Source organism: Variovorax atrisoli 110B, from assembly GCF_000382045.1.
GTDB lineage: Bacteria > Pseudomonadota > Gammaproteobacteria > Burkholderiales > Burkholderiaceae_C > Variovorax > Variovorax atrisoli.
The window spans coordinates 377155-393528 of record NZ_KB907452.1; the positions used below are offsets into that span (position 1 = coordinate 377155).

The window sequence follows — 16374 nt, forward strand, 5'->3', positions numbered from 1 at the left end:
CATGCGGGTTGTTGTTGGAATTCAGATCTTACGCAGCCGCATCCGGGCGGCCTCGGCGTGCGCCTGCAGGCCCTCGCCCTCGGCCAGCGTCACGGCGATGGGGCCCAGCACCTGGGCACCGGCCTCGCTGACCTCGATCAGGCTGGAGCGCTTCTGGAAGTCGTACACGCCCAGCGGGCTCGAGAAGCGCGCCGTGCCGCTGGTGGGCAGCACGTGGTTCGGCCCCGCGCAGTAGTCGCCCAGGCTCTCGCTGGTGAAGGCGCCCAGGAAGATCGCGCCGGCGTGGCGCAGCAGCGGCTCCCAGCGGTTCGGCTCGCTGCTGCTCACCTCCAGGTGCTCGGGGGCGATGCGATTGCTGATCTCGCAGGCCTCTTCCATGCTCTTGGTGTGGATCAGCGCGCCGCGGCCGTCGAGCGAGGCGGCGATGATCTCCGCGCGCGGCATGGTCGGCAGCAGGCGGTCGATCTCGGCCTGCACGCGGTCGATGTAGGCGGCATCGGGGCACAGCAGGATGCTCTGGGCCAGCTCGTCGTGCTCGGCCTGGCTGAACAGGTCCATCGCCACCCACTCGGGCGGCGTGGTGCCGTCGGCCAGCACCAGGATCTCGCTGGGGCCGGCGATCATGTCGATGCCCACGGTGCCGAACACCCGGCGCTTGGCGGCGGCCACGTAGGCGTTGCCGGGTCCGGTGATCTTGTCGACGGCAGGGATGGTGTCGGTGCCGTAGGCCAGCGCGGCCACGGCCTGGGCGCCGCCGATGGTGAACGCGCGGGTCACGCCGGCCACGTAGGCGGCGGCGAGCACCAGCACATTGCGCTCGCCCTTCGTGGACGACTGCCCGCCCGCGCCGCCCGTCGCCACGCTGCCCTTCACGGGCGTCGGGACCACCATGATGATTTCGCCGACGCCCGCCACGTGGGCCGGGATCGCGTTCATCAGCAGGCTCGACGGATAGGCCGCCTTGCCGCCCGGCACGTAGATGCCCACGCGGTCGAGCGGCGTGACCTTCTGGCCCAGCAACGTGCCGTCCGCGTCGCGGTAGCTCCAGCTCTCGCCGCTGGCCTTCTTCTGCGCCTCGTGGTAGCTGCGCACGCGGTCGGCCGCGACCTGCAGCGCATCGCGCTGTGCGGCGGGCAGCGAATCGAATGCTTCCTTGAAATCGGCCTGCGTCAGTTCGAGCTCGGACATGGCGCTCGCGCCGAGGCCGTCGAAGCGGCGGGTGTACTCGAGCACCGCCTCGTCGCCGCGCTTGCGCACATCGGCGAGGATGTCCGCCACCACCGTCTCGATGGCCGCGTCGGCATCCGCGGACCAATGCAGCCGCGCCTTGAATTCAGCGTCGAAGCTGGCTGAAGTCGTGGACAGGCGGAGGGGGGCTGCTTTCGAGGTCATGAGGCGGGAGATTTCAGGCGGAAGGAATTGCGGTGGCGAAGGCGTCGATGATGTGGCGGATCGGCTCGCGCTTGAGCTTGAGCGCAGCCTGGTTCACCACCAGGCGGGCGCTGATGTCCATGATGCGCTCCACCTCGACGAGGTGGTTGGCCTTGAGCGTGTTGCCGGTGGAGACCAGGTCGACGATGGCGTCGGCCAGGCCGGTGAGCGGCGCCAGCTCCATGCTGCCGTAGAGCTTGATCAGGTCGACGTGCACGCCCTTGCTGGCGAAGAAGTCGCGCGCCAGGCCCACGTACTTGGTGGCCACGCGCAGGCGCGAGCCCTGCTTCACGGCCGACGCGTAGTCGTAGTCGGCGCGCACGGCCACGCTCAGGCGGCAGGCGGCGATGCGCAGGTCCAGCGGCTGGTACAGGCCCTGGTTGCCGTGCTCGAGCAAGACGTCGAGGCCGGTCACGCCGAGGTCGGCGCCGCCGTACTGCACGTAGGTGGGCACGTCGGAGGCGCGCACCAGCACCACGCGCACGTCGGGGCGGGTGGTCCCGAGGATGAGCTTGCGCGATTTCTCGGGGTCTTCGGTGACCTCGATGCCGGCGGCGGCCAGCAGGGGCATCGTCTCCTCGAAGATGCGGCCTTTGGACAGAGCAAGCGTGATCACGATTGCGACTCCTGTGATGCGAGGGTGATCATGCGGCTGCCGCTCCGGTCAGTCGTTCGATGTCGGCACCGAGGCCGCGCAGCTTGGCTTCCATGCGGTCGTAGCCCCGGTCGAGGTGGTAGATGCGGTCGACCAGCGTCTCGCCCTCGGCCACGAGGCCGGCGATGACGAGGCTGGCGGACGCGCGCAGGTCGGTGGCCATCACGGTGGCACCCGAGAGCTGCTGCACGCCCTCGACCATCGCCACCTTGCCCTCGACGTGGATGTGGGCGCCCAGGCGCACCATCTCGTTCACGTGCATGAAGCGGTTCTCGAAGATGGTCTCGGTGACCATCGAGGCGCCGCGCGCGATCACGTTCAGGGCCATGAACTGGGCCTGCATGTCGGTCGGGAAGCCCGGGTACTCGGTGGTGCTGAAGCTTTGCGCCTTCAGGTGCTCGTAGGCCGGCCCCTTCGAGGCGATGCGCACGCCGTCCTTCTCGGACGTAACCTTGCAGCCGGCGTCGCGCAGCTTGTCGATCACGGCATCCAGATGGTCGCCGCGCGCGTTGCGCAGGAAGGCCTCGCCGCCCGTGGCGGCCACGGCGCACATGAAGGTGCCTGCCTCGATGCGGTCGGCCACCACCGTGTGCTCGCAGCCGTGCAGCTTCTCGACGCCCTGGATGCGGATGTGGCTGGTGCCGTGGCCTTCGATCTTCGCGCCCATGCGGATCAGCATCTCGGCCAGGTCGACGATCTCGGGCTCCTGCGCGGCGTTCTCCAGCAGCGTCTCGCCTTCGGCCAGCGCGGCGGCCATGAGGAAGTTCTCGGTGCCCGTGACGGTGACCATGTCGGTCAGGATGCGCGCGCCCTTCAGCCGCGTGCGCCCGGCAGGCAGGCGCGCGACCATGTAGCCGTGGTCGACCACGATCTCGGCGCCCATCGCCTGCAGGCCCTTGATGTGCTGGTCGACCGGCCGCGAACCGATGGCGCAGCCGCCGGGCAGCGACACCTTGGCATGGCCGAAGCGCGCCAGCAGCGGGCCCAGGGCCAGCACCGACGCGCGCATCGTCTTCACGAGCTCGTACGGCGCCTCGGGCTTGCTCAGGTCGCCCGCGTCGAGCCGGACGGTGCCGCCATCTTTCTCGTTCGGGTCGCGCTCGGCCGAAACGCCCATGTTGCGCACCAGCTTGAGCATGGTCGACACGTCCTGCAGGCGCGGCACGTTGTGCAGCACCACGGGCTGGTCGGTCAGCAGGGCCGCGCACAGCTCGGGCAGCGCTGCGTTCTTGGCGCCGGAAATGAGTACTTCGCCGCGGAGCTCTCGCCCGCCGCGAATCAGAAGTTTGTCCATCGAAGTTCCAGCGAAATCAGGAGGCCGCGAGGGCCCGGGGAGTTATTTTTCCACCGCCGCCCATTCGGCCGGCGTGTACGTCTTCATCGAAAGCGCATGCACCTCGTCGGTGTGCATTTTCGCACCCAGGGTGGCGTAGACCCGCTGGTGGCGCTGGATCGAGCGCTTGCCCTCGAATTCGGCCGAGACGATGGTCGCGTACCAATGTCGGCCATCGCCCTCCAGCGAGATGTGCTCGCACGGCAGGTGGGCGGTGATGATGGCTTGGAGTTGGTCAGCAGTCATTTGAGGCAGGTTTCATTGGGGGACACCGGGGAACCGGCTTTGCCGGGCCGCAGGTGTCGCCCCCGGAAGGGGGTTGGCGAAGCGACACGAAGTGCGCGCAGCCTGGGGGAGAGCCATTGTCTAGCCTCTGATTTTGTAGCCTATGCGCAGGAGATGGATGGCGATGGCGCTCACCACCAGCCACGCGGTGCCGACGATGCCCAGGCTGAGCCACGGCGAGGCGTCGCTCACGCCGAAGAAGCCGTAGCGGAAGCCGTCGATCATGTAGAAGAACGGGTTCAGGTGGCTGACCTTCTGCCAGAACGGCGGCAGCGAGCCGATCGAATAGAACACGCCCGACAGGAAGGTCATGGGCATGATCAGGAAATTCTGGAACACCGCCATCTGGTCGAACTTCTCGGCCCAGAGTCCGGCGATGAGGCCCAGCGTGCCCAGCATGGCCGAGCCCAGCAGCGCGAACACCAGGATCCAGCCCGGCGCCTGGAAGCCCGGCATCGCGAAGAAGATGGTGACCACGAACACGCCCAGCCCCACGGCCAGCCCGCGGATGATCGACGAGCCCACGTAGGCGAAGAACCAGCCCCAGTGCGACAGCGGCGTGAGCAGCACGAAGACCAGGTTGCCCATGATCTTGCTCTGGATGATGGAAGACGAGCTGTTGGCGAAGGCGTTCTGCAGCACGCTCATCATCACCAGCCCGGGAACCAGGAACGCGGTGTAGCCGACCGTGCCGTAGACCTTCACGTGGTCTTCGAGCACGTGGCCGAACACCATCAGGTACAGCAGCGCGGTGAGCACAGGCGCGCCCACGGTCTGGAAGCCGACCTTCCAGAAGCGCAGCGTCTCCTTGTAGAGCAGCGCGCGCCAGCCGGTCACGGCGATCATGAGGCCCCCTTGCACGGCACTGCGCGTCCGCGCTTCCCCCCGAGGGGGAGCTTCGCTTGCTTGGGGCGGCGCGGCGCGGCGCTCATCGCGCCACCTCCAGCGGAGTCTGCTCGCCGGCCATCAGGTCGATGAACACGTCTTCCAGGTCGGCCTTGCGCATCTCCACGTCTTCCACCGTGACGCCGGCTTCGCGAATGGCGGCCAGCAGTTGTTCGACTTCATGTGCGTTCTGCGCCGGCAGCTGGACGATGCGCCCGGTGATGCGCGCGTGCTGGGCGATCGCCCAGGGCAGCATGGCGTCCGTCTTGAAGCGCAGCACGTTGCTCGCGGCCGACTTCAGCAGCTCGCTGGTGCGGTCGAGTGCGATCACCTTGCCCAGCTTGAGCATCGCGATGCGGCTGCACAGCGCCTCGGCCTCTTCGAGATAGTGGGTGGTGAGCAGCACCGTGCTGCCCTGCTTGTTGAGCCTGGCGACGAACTGCCAGAGCGTCTGGCGCAGCTCGACGTCGACGCCAGCGGTGGGTTCGTCGAGCACGATCACCGGCGGCTTGTGCACCAGCGCCTGCGCCACCAGCACGCGACGCTTCATGCCGCCGGAGAGCTGGCGCATGTTGGCCGTGGCCTTGTCGGCCAGGCCCAGGCTCTGCAGCAGCTCGTCGATCCAGGCTTCGTTGTTGGTGATGCCGAAGTAGCCCGACTGGATGCGCAGCGACTCGCGCACGTTGAAGAAGGGGTCGAACACCAGCTCCTGCGGCACGATGCCGAGCTGGCGGCGCGCCTGCGCGTACTCGCGCTGCACGTCGAATCCATGGACGCTGATGGCGCCCGCCGTGGGCCGCGAAAGGCCGGCGAGCATGCTGATCAGGGTGGTCTTTCCCGCGCCGTTGGGGCCGAGCAGTCCGAAGAACTCGCCCTCCTCGATCTGGAAGCTGACCTCATCGACCGCCTTGAGCCCGGACTTGCCCTGGGCTTTCTGCTGTCTGGAAGGGGGATAGGTCTTGGAGACCGACTGGAATGAGATCGCGGGCATGGGAGCCCGCGATTTTAAGGTGCCGCTCTACAAGCCGCCTCGAACGCTCCCGATACCCTCATGCGGCCCCAGCCGGGGCCGACGCAACGGGGTCAGGGCGCGGCGGGCAACAGTCCGGCAATGCCGTAGAGCGCCGCCAGTTCGCGCAGCCGGGGCGAGAGCCCCTTGACGGAGAAACCGCGCCCCAACGCGCTCGATTCGCGCCGGCATTCGAGCAGCACGGCCAGCGCCGAGGAGTCGAAATGGGCCAGCGCCGTCGCGTCGACCACGGTGGACGACGAGTCGGCCTGGCCCTTGAGCCCCTGCTGCAGCATGCGCATGCATGCGGGGGCCTCGTCATGAGTGAGTCGGGCGGGCAGGACCAGCATCGCGTGCGGCTCCTTCTCAGCCCTTGCCGTTGCCCTTGTTGCGCGCGGCGAGCGCAGCGATCAGGCCGTCGATGCCGCTCTTGTTGATTTCCTGCGCGAACTGGGTGCGGTAGGTATCGACCAGCCACACGCCCAGCACGTTCAGGTTGTAGACCTTCCAGCCTGCGCCCTGGCCGGGGGTCTTCTCGAGGCGGTAGTCGAGCTGGACCGGATCGCCACGGCCGCGGACCTCGGTGCGCACCAGCACGTCCTTGTCATCGGGAGAGCCGCGGAAGGGACGCACGGTGACGGTCTGGTCGGTCACCTGGTCGAGCGCGCCGGCGTAGGTGCGAACCAGCAGCGCCTTGAACTCGTCCTGCAGGCGCTTCTGCTGCTCGGGCGTGGCGGTACGCCAGGCCGGGCCGACGGCGGAAGCGGTCATGCGCTGGAAGTTGACGTTCGGCATGATCTTGCTGTCGACCAGCACCATGATCTTGTTGACGTCGCCCGACTTGATGGACGAGTCGGCCTTGATCGTCTCGAGCACGTCGGTCGACAGGCGCTTGACGAGCGCATCGGGCGCCTCGTCGGCGGCACGGGCGGGCTGGACGAAAGCGACGGCGGCGCTGAACAGCAGTGCGCCAGCCAGTGCCAGGCGGCCGATATCGCGACGTTGCAGGGTCTTGTTGTTCATGGGGAGTCCCTCATTCAAGTTTGAAGATCCGCAGGCATCCGGAAACACCCGGCTGCTGAGACAGGAACGGTTTCGAGCCCCATGGAGCCGACCGGGTTCCTGTCCGGGAGGTGAAGCCTTGCAACCGGATGCAAGCACTCTCCTCTCCGGCGGTACTTTTTCTCTGTCTATTTGTCGGTGCCCTTGTCGGTACCACCACCGTCGTCCGGCGGATTGCCGTCGTAGACCTGGCTGCGGCGGCGCTGCAGGTAGGCATCGCGCGTGAACGAATACTTGTCGAGCGCCGCATCGCCCAGCAGGCGGCTGGCGCGCAGGTACTGCGAGCGCGTGTCGACGACGCGCAGCACCGTCAGCGAATTGCGCCACGGGATGTCTTCCACATGGCCCAGCGGGTCGCCCCAAATGTCGAGCGGCTTGGCGGCGGTGTCGCGCAGCGTGGAGGAACCCAGCAGCGGAAGCACCACGTACGGGCCGGAGCCCACGCCCCAGTAGCCCAGGGTCTGGCCGAAGTCTTCCTCGTGGCGGGGAATGCCCGCCTCGGTCGCCACGTCCAGCACGCCGGCGAGGCCGAAGATGGTGTTGACGTTCAGCCGCATGAAGGTCTCGGCACTGTTCTGCAGCTTGAGCTGGGCCACGTTGTTGGCCAGATTCCAGACGTCGCCGATGTTGCTGAAGAAGTTGTTCACGCCGGTACGCACCATGGAGGGCAGCGCGTTCTGGTAGGCCGTGGCCGCGGGCACCAGCACGGCATCGTCGACGGCGTCGTTGAAGCGCGAGACGCCGCGGTTGAACGGCTCGAAAGGGTCGGCGGGGTTGGCGCCAGGTCCGGTCGCGCAACCGGCGGCCAGAGCGAGAACTGCGCCGGCACCTGCCCAGCGAATCCGATTTGCTACGTTATTCATAGCAAAAGACAAAAAATATCGTGTTTTCATTTCTTATTGGCTGTTCCAGGCGTCGAATTTCCCTCCGCCGCCTTGCTGTACAGGAACTGGCTGATCAGGTTCTCCAGCACCACGGCCGACTGGGTCGCGGTGATGGTGTCGCCGGCTTGCAGGTTCTTGTCCTCGGCGCCCGCCTCGATTCCGATGTACTGCTCTCCGAGCAGGCCGCTGGTCAGGATCTTGAGCGAACTGTCCTTGGGAAAACTGTAACGGTTTTGCAAAGCCAGTGTGACGTCGGCCTGAAAGGTCTTGTCGTTGAAGGAGATGGATTCCACACGGCCGACCACCACGCCGGCGCTCTTCACCGCGGTCTGCGGCTTCAGGCCGCCGATGTTGTCGAAGCGCGCCGTGACCGAATAGGTCTTCTGGAAGTTCAGGCTCAGCAGGTTGGCCGACTGCAATGCCAGGAACAGCAGCGCAGCAGCGCCGATCAGGACGAACAGGCCGACCCAGATGTCGTTGTTGGAACGTTGCATATCTACTCTTCCTAAATTCCAGCGGTTTGGCTCATTCGGGGAACACCGCGGAACCGGCATTGCCGGGCCGCAGGCGTTGCCCCCTGCAAGAAGGTTGGCGGTCGCACGAAGTGGGCAAGCCCGGGGATCTGCCGGTTCATATGCTGAACATCATGGCGGTGAGCAGGAAGTCGAGCCCCAGCACCGCCAGCGACGCCGTCACCACCGTGCGCGTGGTCGCGCGCGACACCCCCTCGGGCGTGGGCTGCGCCTCGTAGCCCTGCAGCAGCGCGATGAAGGTCACGGTGAAGCCGAAGACGATGCTCTTGATCACGCCGTTGCCCACGTCGCGCCAGACGTCGACACCGCCCTGCATCTGCGCCCAGAACGCACCCGGGTCCACGCCCAGCATCAGCACGCCCACCACGTAGCCGCCCATGATGCCGACGGCGCTGAACACCGCCGCGAGCAGCGGCATGGTGATGACGCCGGCCCAGAAGCGCGGCGCGAGCACGCGCTGCACCGGGTCGATGGCCATCATCTCCATGGCGCTCAGTTGCTCGTCGGCCTTCATGAGGCCGATCTCGGCCGTCAGCGAGGTGCCGGCGCGTCCGGTGAAAAGCAATGCAGCCACCACAGGCCCGAGTTCGCGCACCAGGCTCAGCGCGACCAGCAGGCCCAGCGCCTCGGAAGATCCGTAGCGCTGCAGCGCGTAGTACATCTGCAGCCCGAGAACGAAGCCCACGAACAGGCCCGAGACGCCGATGATCGCCAGCGAGTAGTTGCCCAGGAAATGGATCTGGTCGCGCACCAGCGCGAAGCGGCGAAGGATCTGCGCACCCGGTCCGACCAGGCGCATGAAGAGCTTCGCGCCGTAGCCCAGGTTGGCCAGGTGGCCGCGCGTGGCGAAACCGACGTCGGCGGGCTTCCACCAGGTCATGAGCGTCCTCCCTCGACATTGCCGAAGTCGTCTTCGATGCTGAGGCCGGGGTAGTGGAAGTGCACCGGGCCGTCGGGCAGCGCATTCACGAACTGATGGACCAGCGGGTCTGCACTCTCGCGCACCTCGGCAGGCGTGCCCTGCGCGGCGATGCCGCCGTTGGCCAGGATGATCACGTGGTCGGCGATGCGGAAGGTTTCCTCCAGGTCGTGCGACACGATGATGCTGGTGAGCCCCAGTGCGTCGTTGAGCTGGCGGATGAGGCGTGCGGCAGTGCCGAGCGAGATCGGGTCGAGCCCGGCGAAGGGCTCGTCGTACATCACGAGGTCGGGGTCGAGCGCGATCGCGCGCGCCAGCGCCACGCGCCGCGCCATGCCGCCGGACACCTCGCTGGGCATCAGGTCGCGCGCGCCGCGCAGGCCGACGGCGTCGAGCTTCATGAGCACCACGTCGCGCACCAGCGCCTCGGACAGTTGCGTGTGCTCGCGCAGCGGAAACGCCACGTTGTCGAACACGCTCATGTCGGTGAACAGCGCGCCGAACTGGAACAGCATGCCCATGCGCCGCCGCGCGGCGTACAGGGCGTTGGCGTCGAGCTTGCCGACGTCGCTGCCATCGAAGAGCACCTCGCCGCGCTGCGCCTTCTGCTGTCCGCCGATCAGCCGCAGCACGGTGGTCTTGCCGCCGCCCGAGGCGCCCATCAGCGCGGTCACCTTGCCCCGCGGCACGGCGAACGAGACGCCGTCGAGGATGGTGCGCGCGCCATAGCCGAACCTGACGTCGCGAAACTCTACGAAGGGATGTGGCAGCGGTTTGGCGGTGTCCATCTCAATAAAAAAGCCGGGCGCCCTTTCAAGCATCCCGGCATGCGGTTTGACGCGGATGATAACGGGGCGGCGAGCGGCCCCGCGAAACTGAAACAAAATTCAGCGCGGCGCCCGTCAGACCCTCGTCAGGAAGCCGTGGACAACGGCCCGCGCCGAGGAGCCCCCCTTATCAGCGAGGCAGGTCGCTGAAGCCCATCAGGAACTCGTCCACCGAACGCGCAGCCTGGCGGCCTTCGCGGATCGCCCACACCACCAGCGACTGTCCGCGGCGGATGTCGCCGGCCGCAAAGACCTTCGGAACATTGGTGGCATAGCCGCCGACGAAGTCGACCGTCGCCCGCGCGTTGCCGCGCGCATCCTTCTCCACGCCGAAGGCGTCGAGCACGGAGGCCACGGGGCTCACGAAGCCCATGGCGAGCAGCACCAGGTCGGCCTTGAGCACCTGCTCGCTGCCGGCCACTTCCTGCATCTTGCCGTCCTTCCATTCGACGCGAACGGTCTTCAGGCCGGTGACCTTGCCCTTCTCGCCGATGAACTCCTTCGTGGAGATCGAGAACTCGCGCTCGCAGCCTTCCTCGTGGCTGGAGCTGGTGCGCAGCTTGATCGGCCAGTAGGGCCAGGTCAGCGGGCGGTTCTCTTCCTCGGGCGGCTGCGGCATCAGCTCGAACTGCGTGACGCTGACCGCGCCGTGGCGGTTGCTGGTGCCCACGCAGTCGGAGCCGGTGTCGCCGCCGCCGATCACGATCACGTGCTTGCCGTCGGCGCGCAGCTGGCCCTTGACCTTGTCGCCGGCGTTGACGCGGTTCTGCTGCGGCAGGAACTCCATCGCGAAGTGGATGCCGTCGAGGTCGCGGCCGGGCACCGGCAGGTCGCGCGACTGCTCCGCGCCGCCGGTCAGCAGCACGGCGTCGAAATCCTTCTGCAGCTGCTCGGGCGTGACGGTTTCCTTGGCCAGGTTCGTGACCTTGGAGCCCTTGCCCAGCGGGTCCTTCGCGGCGCCGACGATCACGCCGGTGCGGAACACCACGCCTTCGGCCTTCATCTGCTCGACGCGGCGGTCGATGTGCGACTTCTCCATCTTGAAGTCGGGGATGCCGTAGCGCAGCAGGCCGCCGACGCGGTCGTTCTTCTCGAAGAGCGTCACGTCATGGCCGGCGCGCGCCAGCTGCTGGGCTGCCGCCATGCCGGCCGGGCCCGAGCCCACCACCGCCACCTTCTTGCCGGTCTTGTGCTTGGCGACGCGCGGCGCCACCCAGCCTTCGTCCCAGGCGCGGTCGATGATCGCGTGTTCCAGCGACTTGATGCCGACCGCGTCGTCGTTCACGTTGAGCACGCAGGCAGCCTCGCAGGGCGCCGGGCAGATGCGGCCGGTGAACTCGGGGAAGTTGTTGGTCGAGTCGAGCACCGCGAAGGCGTTTTGCCAGTCGTTGCGGTACACGAGGTCGTTGAAGTCCGGAATGATGTTGTTGACCGGGCAGCCGCTGTTGCAGAACGGCGTGCCGCAGTCCATGCAGCGCGCACCCTGCACCTTGGCCTGCTCGTTGCTCAGGCCGACGACGAATTCCTTGTAGTGCTTGACGCGCTCGGAGACGGGCTTGTAGCCCTCCTCGATGCGCTCATGCTCCATGAAGCCGGTGATCTTTCCCATCGTGGTTCCTTTTCACACCCCCGTCGCTTGCTCACTGCGTGTAGCCGCCTCCCCCCTCGTGGGGGCAACACCGGCGGCCCGGCAAAGCCGGTTCCGCAGTGTTCCCCGAAGGGATCGAGACAGTTTCACGCGCTGCATGCGATGCGGGGGCTCGTTGTGTTGGTTGATCTTCAAGCGGCGGCGGGAGCCGACTGCGGTGCGGGGGCGGCCAGCGCATGCGGCTCGAGGCCGATGTGCGCGTTGTTGCCGGTGCTCGTGAGCTCGACCTTGCGGTCGTGCAGCTCGGCGAGCGCGCGCTTGTATTCGTTGGGGAAGACCTTCACGAACTTCGTGCGCGACACTGCCCAGTTGTCCAGCAGTTCGCGCGCGCGCTTGCTGCCGGTCCAGCGGTGGTGCTCCTCGAGCAGCTTCTTGAGCTGGGCCTCGTCGGTCTCGCCGCCGTGCCAGATCTTGCGGTGCACGCTGGCGGTCTGCTCGGCCGAGGTCAGCACCTTCTCCAGCGAGACCATCGACAGGTTGCAGCGCGACGCGAACTGGCCGTCCTCGTCGTAGACGAAGGCGACGCCGCCGCTCATGCCGGCTGCGAAGTTGCGGCCGGTCTTGCCGAGCACCGCCACCGTGCCGCCGGTCATGTACTCGCAGCCGTGGTCGCCCGTGCCCTCGACGACTGCCGTGGCGCCCGACAGGCGCACCGCGAAGCGCTCGCCCGCCACGCCGCAGAGGTAGGCCTCGCCGGTGGTCGCGCCGTACAGCGCGGTGTTGCCGACGATGGTGTTGCGCGCTGCTTCGCCACGGAAGTCGAGGCTGGGGCGAACCACCACCCGGCCGCCCGAGAGGCCCTTGCCGGTGTAGTCGTTGGCGTCGCCGATCAGGTACAGCGTGATGCCGCGCGCCAGGAAGGCGCCGAACGACTGGCCGCCCGTGCCTTCGAGCTGGATGCGGATCGAGTCGTCGGGCAGGCCCTGCGGATGCACCTTGGTCAGCGCGCCCGAGAGCATCGCGCCCACCGAGCGGTTGACGTTGCGCGCCACCTCGATGAACTGCACCTTCTCGCCCTTGTCGATCGCGGGACGCGACTTCTCGATGAGCTTGACGTCGAGCGCCTTGTCGAGGCCGTGGTCCTGGTTCTCGACATGGAATCGCGGCACGTCGGCCGGCACGTTCGGCAGCGCGAACAGGCGGCTGAAGTCCAGGCCGGCGGCCTTCCAGTGCTCGATGCCCTTGCGCATGTCGAGCAGGTCGGCGCGGCCGATCAGGTCGTCGAACTTGCGGATGCCGAGCTGGGCCATGATCTGGCGCACTTCTTCGGCGACGAAGAAGAAGTAGTTGACGACGTGCTCGGGCTTGCCTGAGAACTTCTTGCGCAGCACCGGGTCCTGCGTGGCCACGCCCACCGGGCAGGTGTTCAGGTGGCACTTGCGCATCATGATGCAGCCCTCGACCACCAGCGGCGCGGTGGCGAAGCCGAATTCGTCGGCGCCCAGCAGCGCACCGATGGCGACGTCGCGGCCGGTCTTCATCTGGCCGTCGGCCTGCACGCGGATGCGGCTGCGCAGGCGGTTGAGCACCAGCGTCTGCTGCGTCTCGGCCAGGCCGATTTCCCACGGGCTGCCCGCGTGCTTGATCGACGACCAGGGCGAGGCGCCCGTGCCGCCGTCATGGCCGGCGATCACGACGTGGTCGCTCTTGCACTTGGCGACGCCCGCGGCGATGGTGCCCACGCCGATCTCGCTCACCAGCTTCACGCTGATGCTGGCGTGCGGTGCGGTGTTCTTCAGGTCGTGGATGAGCTGTGCCAGGTCCTCGATCGAGTAGATGTCGTGGTGCGGCGGCGGGCTGATGAGGCCCACGCCCGGCACGGCATAGCGCTGCTTGCCGATGTACTCGGTGACCTTGCCGCCCGGCAGCTGGCCGCCTTCGCCCGGCTTGGCGCCCTGCGCCATCTTGATCTGGATTTGGTCGGCCGAATGCAGGTACTCGGCCGTGACGCCGAAGCGGCCCGACGCGACCTGCTTGATGCGCGAGCGCAGCGAATCGCCTTCCTTCAGCGGCAGGTCGACCTCGACGTTCTCGGCGCCCACGATGCTGCGCAGCGTATCGCCCTGCTTGATCGGGATGCCCTTGAGCTCGTTGCGATAGCGCGCGGGGTCTTCACCGCCCTCGCCCGTGTTGCTCTTGCCGCCGATGCGGTTCATGGCCACCGCCAGCACCGAGTGCGCCTCGGTGCTGATGGAGCCCAGCGACATCGCGCCGGTGGCGAAGCGCTTGACGATCTCGGCCGCGGGCTCGACCTCGTCGACCGGGATGGCCTTGGCCGGGTCGATCCTGAACTCGAACAGGCCGCGCAGCGTGAGGTGGCGGCGGTTCTGGTCGTTGATGAGCTGGGCGTATTCCTTGTACGTGTTCCAGTTGTTGGAGCGCGTGCTGTGCTGCAGCTTGGCGATGGCGTCGGGCGTCCACATGTGCTCCTCGCCGCGCGTGCGCCATGCGTATTCGCCGCCGGCGTCGAGCATGTTGGAGAGCACCGGGTCGTCGCCGAAGGCGGCCTTGTGCATGCGGATGGCTTCCTCGGCGATCTCGAACACGCCGATGCCTTCCACGCGGCTGGCGGTGCCGGTGAAGTACTTGCTCACCGTCTCGCTGTTCAGGCCGATGGCTTCGAACAGCTGCGCGCCGCAGTAGCTCATGTAGGTGCTGACACCCATCTTCGACATGATCTTCGACAGACCCTTGCCGATGGCCTTCACGTAGTTGTAGACCGCCTTGTCGGCGCTCAGCTCGCCCGGCAGGTCGGCGTGCATCGCCACCAGCGTTTCCATTGCAAGGTAGGGGTGCACGGCTTCCGCGCCGTAGCCCGCGAGCACGGCGAAGTGGTGCACCTCGCGCGCCGAACCGGTCTCGACCACCAGGCCGGCCGTGGTGCGCAGGCCCTCGCGCACCAGGTACTGGTGCACGGCCGACAGCGCCAGCACGGCGGGAATGGCCACCTGCGTGGGGCTCACGCCGCGGTCGCTCACGATCAGGATGTTATTGCCGCCCTTGATGGCATCGACGGCCTCGGCGCACAGCGACGCCAGCTTGGCTTCGACACCTTCGTCGCCCCATGCGAGCGGGTAGGTGATGTCGAGCACGTAGCTCTTGAACTTGCCCTGCGTGTACTTGCCGATGTCGCGCAGCTTCGCCATGTCTGCGAAGTCGAGGATCGGCTGGCTCACTTCGAGCCGCATCGGCGGGTTGACCTGGTTGATGTCCAGCAGGTTCGGCTTGGGGCCGATGAAGGACACCAGCGACATCACGATCGCTTCGCGGATCGGGTCGATCGGCGGGTTCGTGACCTGCGCAAACAGCTGCTTGAAGTAGTTGTAGAGCGGCTTGTTCTTGCTCGAGAGCACGGCCAGCGGGCTGTCGTTGCCCATCGAGCCGATGCCTTCCTCGCCGGCCTGCGCCATCGGGCTCATCAGGAACTTGATGTCTTCCTGGGTGTAGCCGAAGGCCTGCTGGCGGTCGAGCAGCGGCACCTGCGACAGCGGAGCCTTGACCGCCTCGGCGGCTTCGGCGGTCACGCTGTCGAGCTTGATGCGCAGGTTCTCGATCCACTGCTTGTAGGGCTTGCTGTTGGCGAGGTTGGCTTTGACTTCCTCGTCGTCGATCAGGCGGCCCTGCTCCAGGTCGATGAGGAACATCTTGCCGGGCTGCAGGCGCCACTTGCGCACGATCTTCTGCTCGGGCACGGGCAGCACGCCCGACTCCGAAGCCATGATGACCAGGTCGTCGTCGGTCACGCAGTAGCGCGAGGGGCGCAGGCCGTTGCGGTCGAGCGTGGCGCCGATCTGGCGGCCGTCGGTGAACACGATGGAGGCCGGGCCGTCCCACGGCTCGAGCATGGCGGCGTGGTATTCGTAGAACGCGCGGCGGCGCGGGTCCATGGTGGCGTGCTGTTCCCAGGGCTCGGGAATCATCATCATCACGGCCTGGCTGATGGGATAGCCGGCCATCGTCAGCAGCTCGAGGCAGTTGTCGAAGGTGGCGGTGTCGGACTGGCCGGCGAAGCTGATCGGGTAGAGCTTCTGCAGGTCGGGGCCCAGCACGGGGGAAGACATGACGCCTTCGCGCGCCTTCATCCAGTTGTAGTTGCCCTTGACCGTGTTGATTTCGCCGTTGTGGGCGACGTAGCGGTACGGGTGGGCCAGCGGCCACTCGGGGAAGGTGTTGGTGGAGAAGCGCTGGTGCACCAGGCCCAGGGCCGAGACGCAGCGCTTGTCCTGCAGGTCGAGGTAGTAGGTGCCGACCTGGTCGGCCAGCAGCAGGCCCTTGTAGACCACGGTGCGGCTCGACATGCTGGGAACGTAGTATTCCTTGCTGTGCTTGAGCTTCAGGCGCTGGATGTTGGCGCTGGCGGTCTTGCGGATCACGTACAGCTTGCGTTCCAGCGCGTCCTGCACGATGACGTCGTTGCCGCGGCCGATGAAGACCTGGCGCAGCAGCGGTTCCTTCTCGCGCACGGTGGGCGACATGGGCATGTCGCGATTGACCGGCACGTCGCGCCAGCCGAGCAGCACCTGGCCCTCGGCCTTGATGGCGCGCTCCATCTCCTGCTCGCAGGCCTCGCGGGAGGCGTGTTCCTTCGGCAGGAAGATCATGCCGACGCCGTACTCGCCCGGCGGGGGCAGCGTGACGCCCTGCTTCGCCATTTCCTCGCGGTAGAGACGGTCGGGCAGCTGGATCAGGATGCCGGCGCCGTCGCCCATCAGCTTGTCGGCGCCCACTGCGCCGCGATGGTCGAGATTTTCAAGAATCTTCAGGCCCTGCAGCACGATGGCATGGCTCTTCTCGCCCTTGATGTGTGCAACGAAGCCGACGCCGCAGGCATCGTGCTCGTCGGCAGCGGAATACAGACCGTGTTCTTGGAGATGCTTGATCTCGGCAGCCGTCGTCATGGCGC

The 16374-nt window shown here is 67.1% G+C and carries 14 protein-coding genes; all 14 read right to left on the reverse strand.

Translation table 11 applies throughout. The features are described 5' to 3' along the window. Positions 1 to 21: 21 nt before the first annotated feature. On the reverse strand, positions 22 to 1392 hold the full coding sequence (gene hisD, locus G369_RS0112845) for a histidinol dehydrogenase (protein WP_019654409.1): 1371 nt from the start codon (positions 1390 to 1392) through the stop codon (positions 22 to 24). A gap of 13 nt (positions 1393 to 1405) precedes the next feature. Continuing rightward, the gene (gene hisG / locus G369_RS0112850; protein ID WP_019654410.1) at positions 1406 to 2047 is read right to left on the reverse strand and encodes an ATP phosphoribosyltransferase; all 642 of its coding nucleotides are present in this window, start codon (positions 2045 to 2047) and stop codon (positions 1406 to 1408) included. 28 nt (positions 2048 to 2075) lie between these two features. Continuing rightward, positions 2076 to 3380 carry a UDP-N-acetylglucosamine 1-carboxyvinyltransferase gene (gene murA / locus G369_RS0112855; protein WP_019654411.1) on the reverse strand — a complete coding sequence of 435 codons (1305 nt, stop codon included), beginning with the start codon at positions 3378 to 3380 and terminating at the stop codon, positions 2076 to 2078. A 42-nt stretch (positions 3381 to 3422) separates the two neighbouring features. Then, the gene (locus G369_RS0112860) at positions 3423 to 3665 is read right to left on the reverse strand and encodes a BolA family protein (RefSeq protein WP_019654412.1); all 243 of its coding nucleotides are present in this window, start codon (positions 3663 to 3665) and stop codon (positions 3423 to 3425) included. 120 nt (positions 3666 to 3785) lie between these two features. Further along, positions 3786 to 4541 (reverse strand): ABC transporter permease, encoded by a 756-nt coding sequence (locus G369_RS0112865; RefSeq protein WP_026346350.1) that lies wholly within the window; start codon positions 4539 to 4541, stop codon positions 3786 to 3788. 91 nt (positions 4542 to 4632) lie between these two features. Then, entirely contained in the window at positions 4633 to 5580 is a 948-nt protein-coding gene (locus G369_RS0112870; protein ID WP_019654414.1) for an ABC transporter ATP-binding protein, read from the reverse strand. 92 nt (positions 5581 to 5672) lie between these two features. Continuing rightward, positions 5673 to 6005, reverse strand: a complete 333-nt coding sequence (locus G369_RS0112875) for an STAS domain-containing protein (RefSeq protein ID WP_502266757.1) — start codon at positions 6003 to 6005, stop codon at positions 5673 to 5675. After that, the gene (locus G369_RS0112880; RefSeq protein ID WP_019654416.1) at positions 5965 to 6621 is read right to left on the reverse strand and encodes an MlaC/ttg2D family ABC transporter substrate-binding protein; all 657 of its coding nucleotides are present in this window, start codon (positions 6619 to 6621) and stop codon (positions 5965 to 5967) included. Before G369_RS0112880 ends, G369_RS0112875 begins: the two co-directional genes overlap by 41 nt. A gap of 167 nt (positions 6622 to 6788) precedes the next feature. Beyond that, positions 6789 to 7523: an MlaA family lipoprotein gene (locus G369_RS0112885; protein ID WP_019654417.1), complete on the reverse strand. Its 735-nt coding sequence runs from the start codon at positions 7521 to 7523 to the stop codon at positions 6789 to 6791. 26 nt (positions 7524 to 7549) lie between these two features. Beyond that, the gene (gene mlaD / locus G369_RS0112890; RefSeq protein WP_019654418.1) at positions 7550 to 8038 is read right to left on the reverse strand and encodes an outer membrane lipid asymmetry maintenance protein MlaD; all 489 of its coding nucleotides are present in this window, start codon (positions 8036 to 8038) and stop codon (positions 7550 to 7552) included. Between the two features lie 136 nt (positions 8039 to 8174). Further along, positions 8175 to 8957 (reverse strand): lipid asymmetry maintenance ABC transporter permease subunit MlaE, encoded by a 783-nt coding sequence (mlaE, locus tag G369_RS0112895; protein WP_019654419.1) that lies wholly within the window; start codon positions 8955 to 8957, stop codon positions 8175 to 8177. Further along, a complete protein-coding gene (locus G369_RS0112900) occupies positions 8954 to 9817 on the reverse strand; it encodes an ABC transporter ATP-binding protein (RefSeq protein WP_019654420.1) in 864 nt (287 codons plus the stop codon). The genes mlaE and G369_RS0112900 overlap by 4 nt, the downstream gene beginning before the upstream one ends. Positions 9818 to 9953: 136 nt before the next feature. Next, positions 9954 to 11432 (reverse strand): glutamate synthase subunit beta, encoded by a 1479-nt coding sequence (locus G369_RS0112905; protein ID WP_019654421.1) that lies wholly within the window; start codon positions 11430 to 11432, stop codon positions 9954 to 9956. 170 nt (positions 11433 to 11602) lie between these two features. Further along, positions 11603 to 16369 (reverse strand): glutamate synthase-related protein, encoded by a 4767-nt coding sequence (locus G369_RS0112910; protein WP_019654422.1) that lies wholly within the window; start codon positions 16367 to 16369, stop codon positions 11603 to 11605. Between the last annotated feature and the right edge of the window lie 5 nt (positions 16370 to 16374).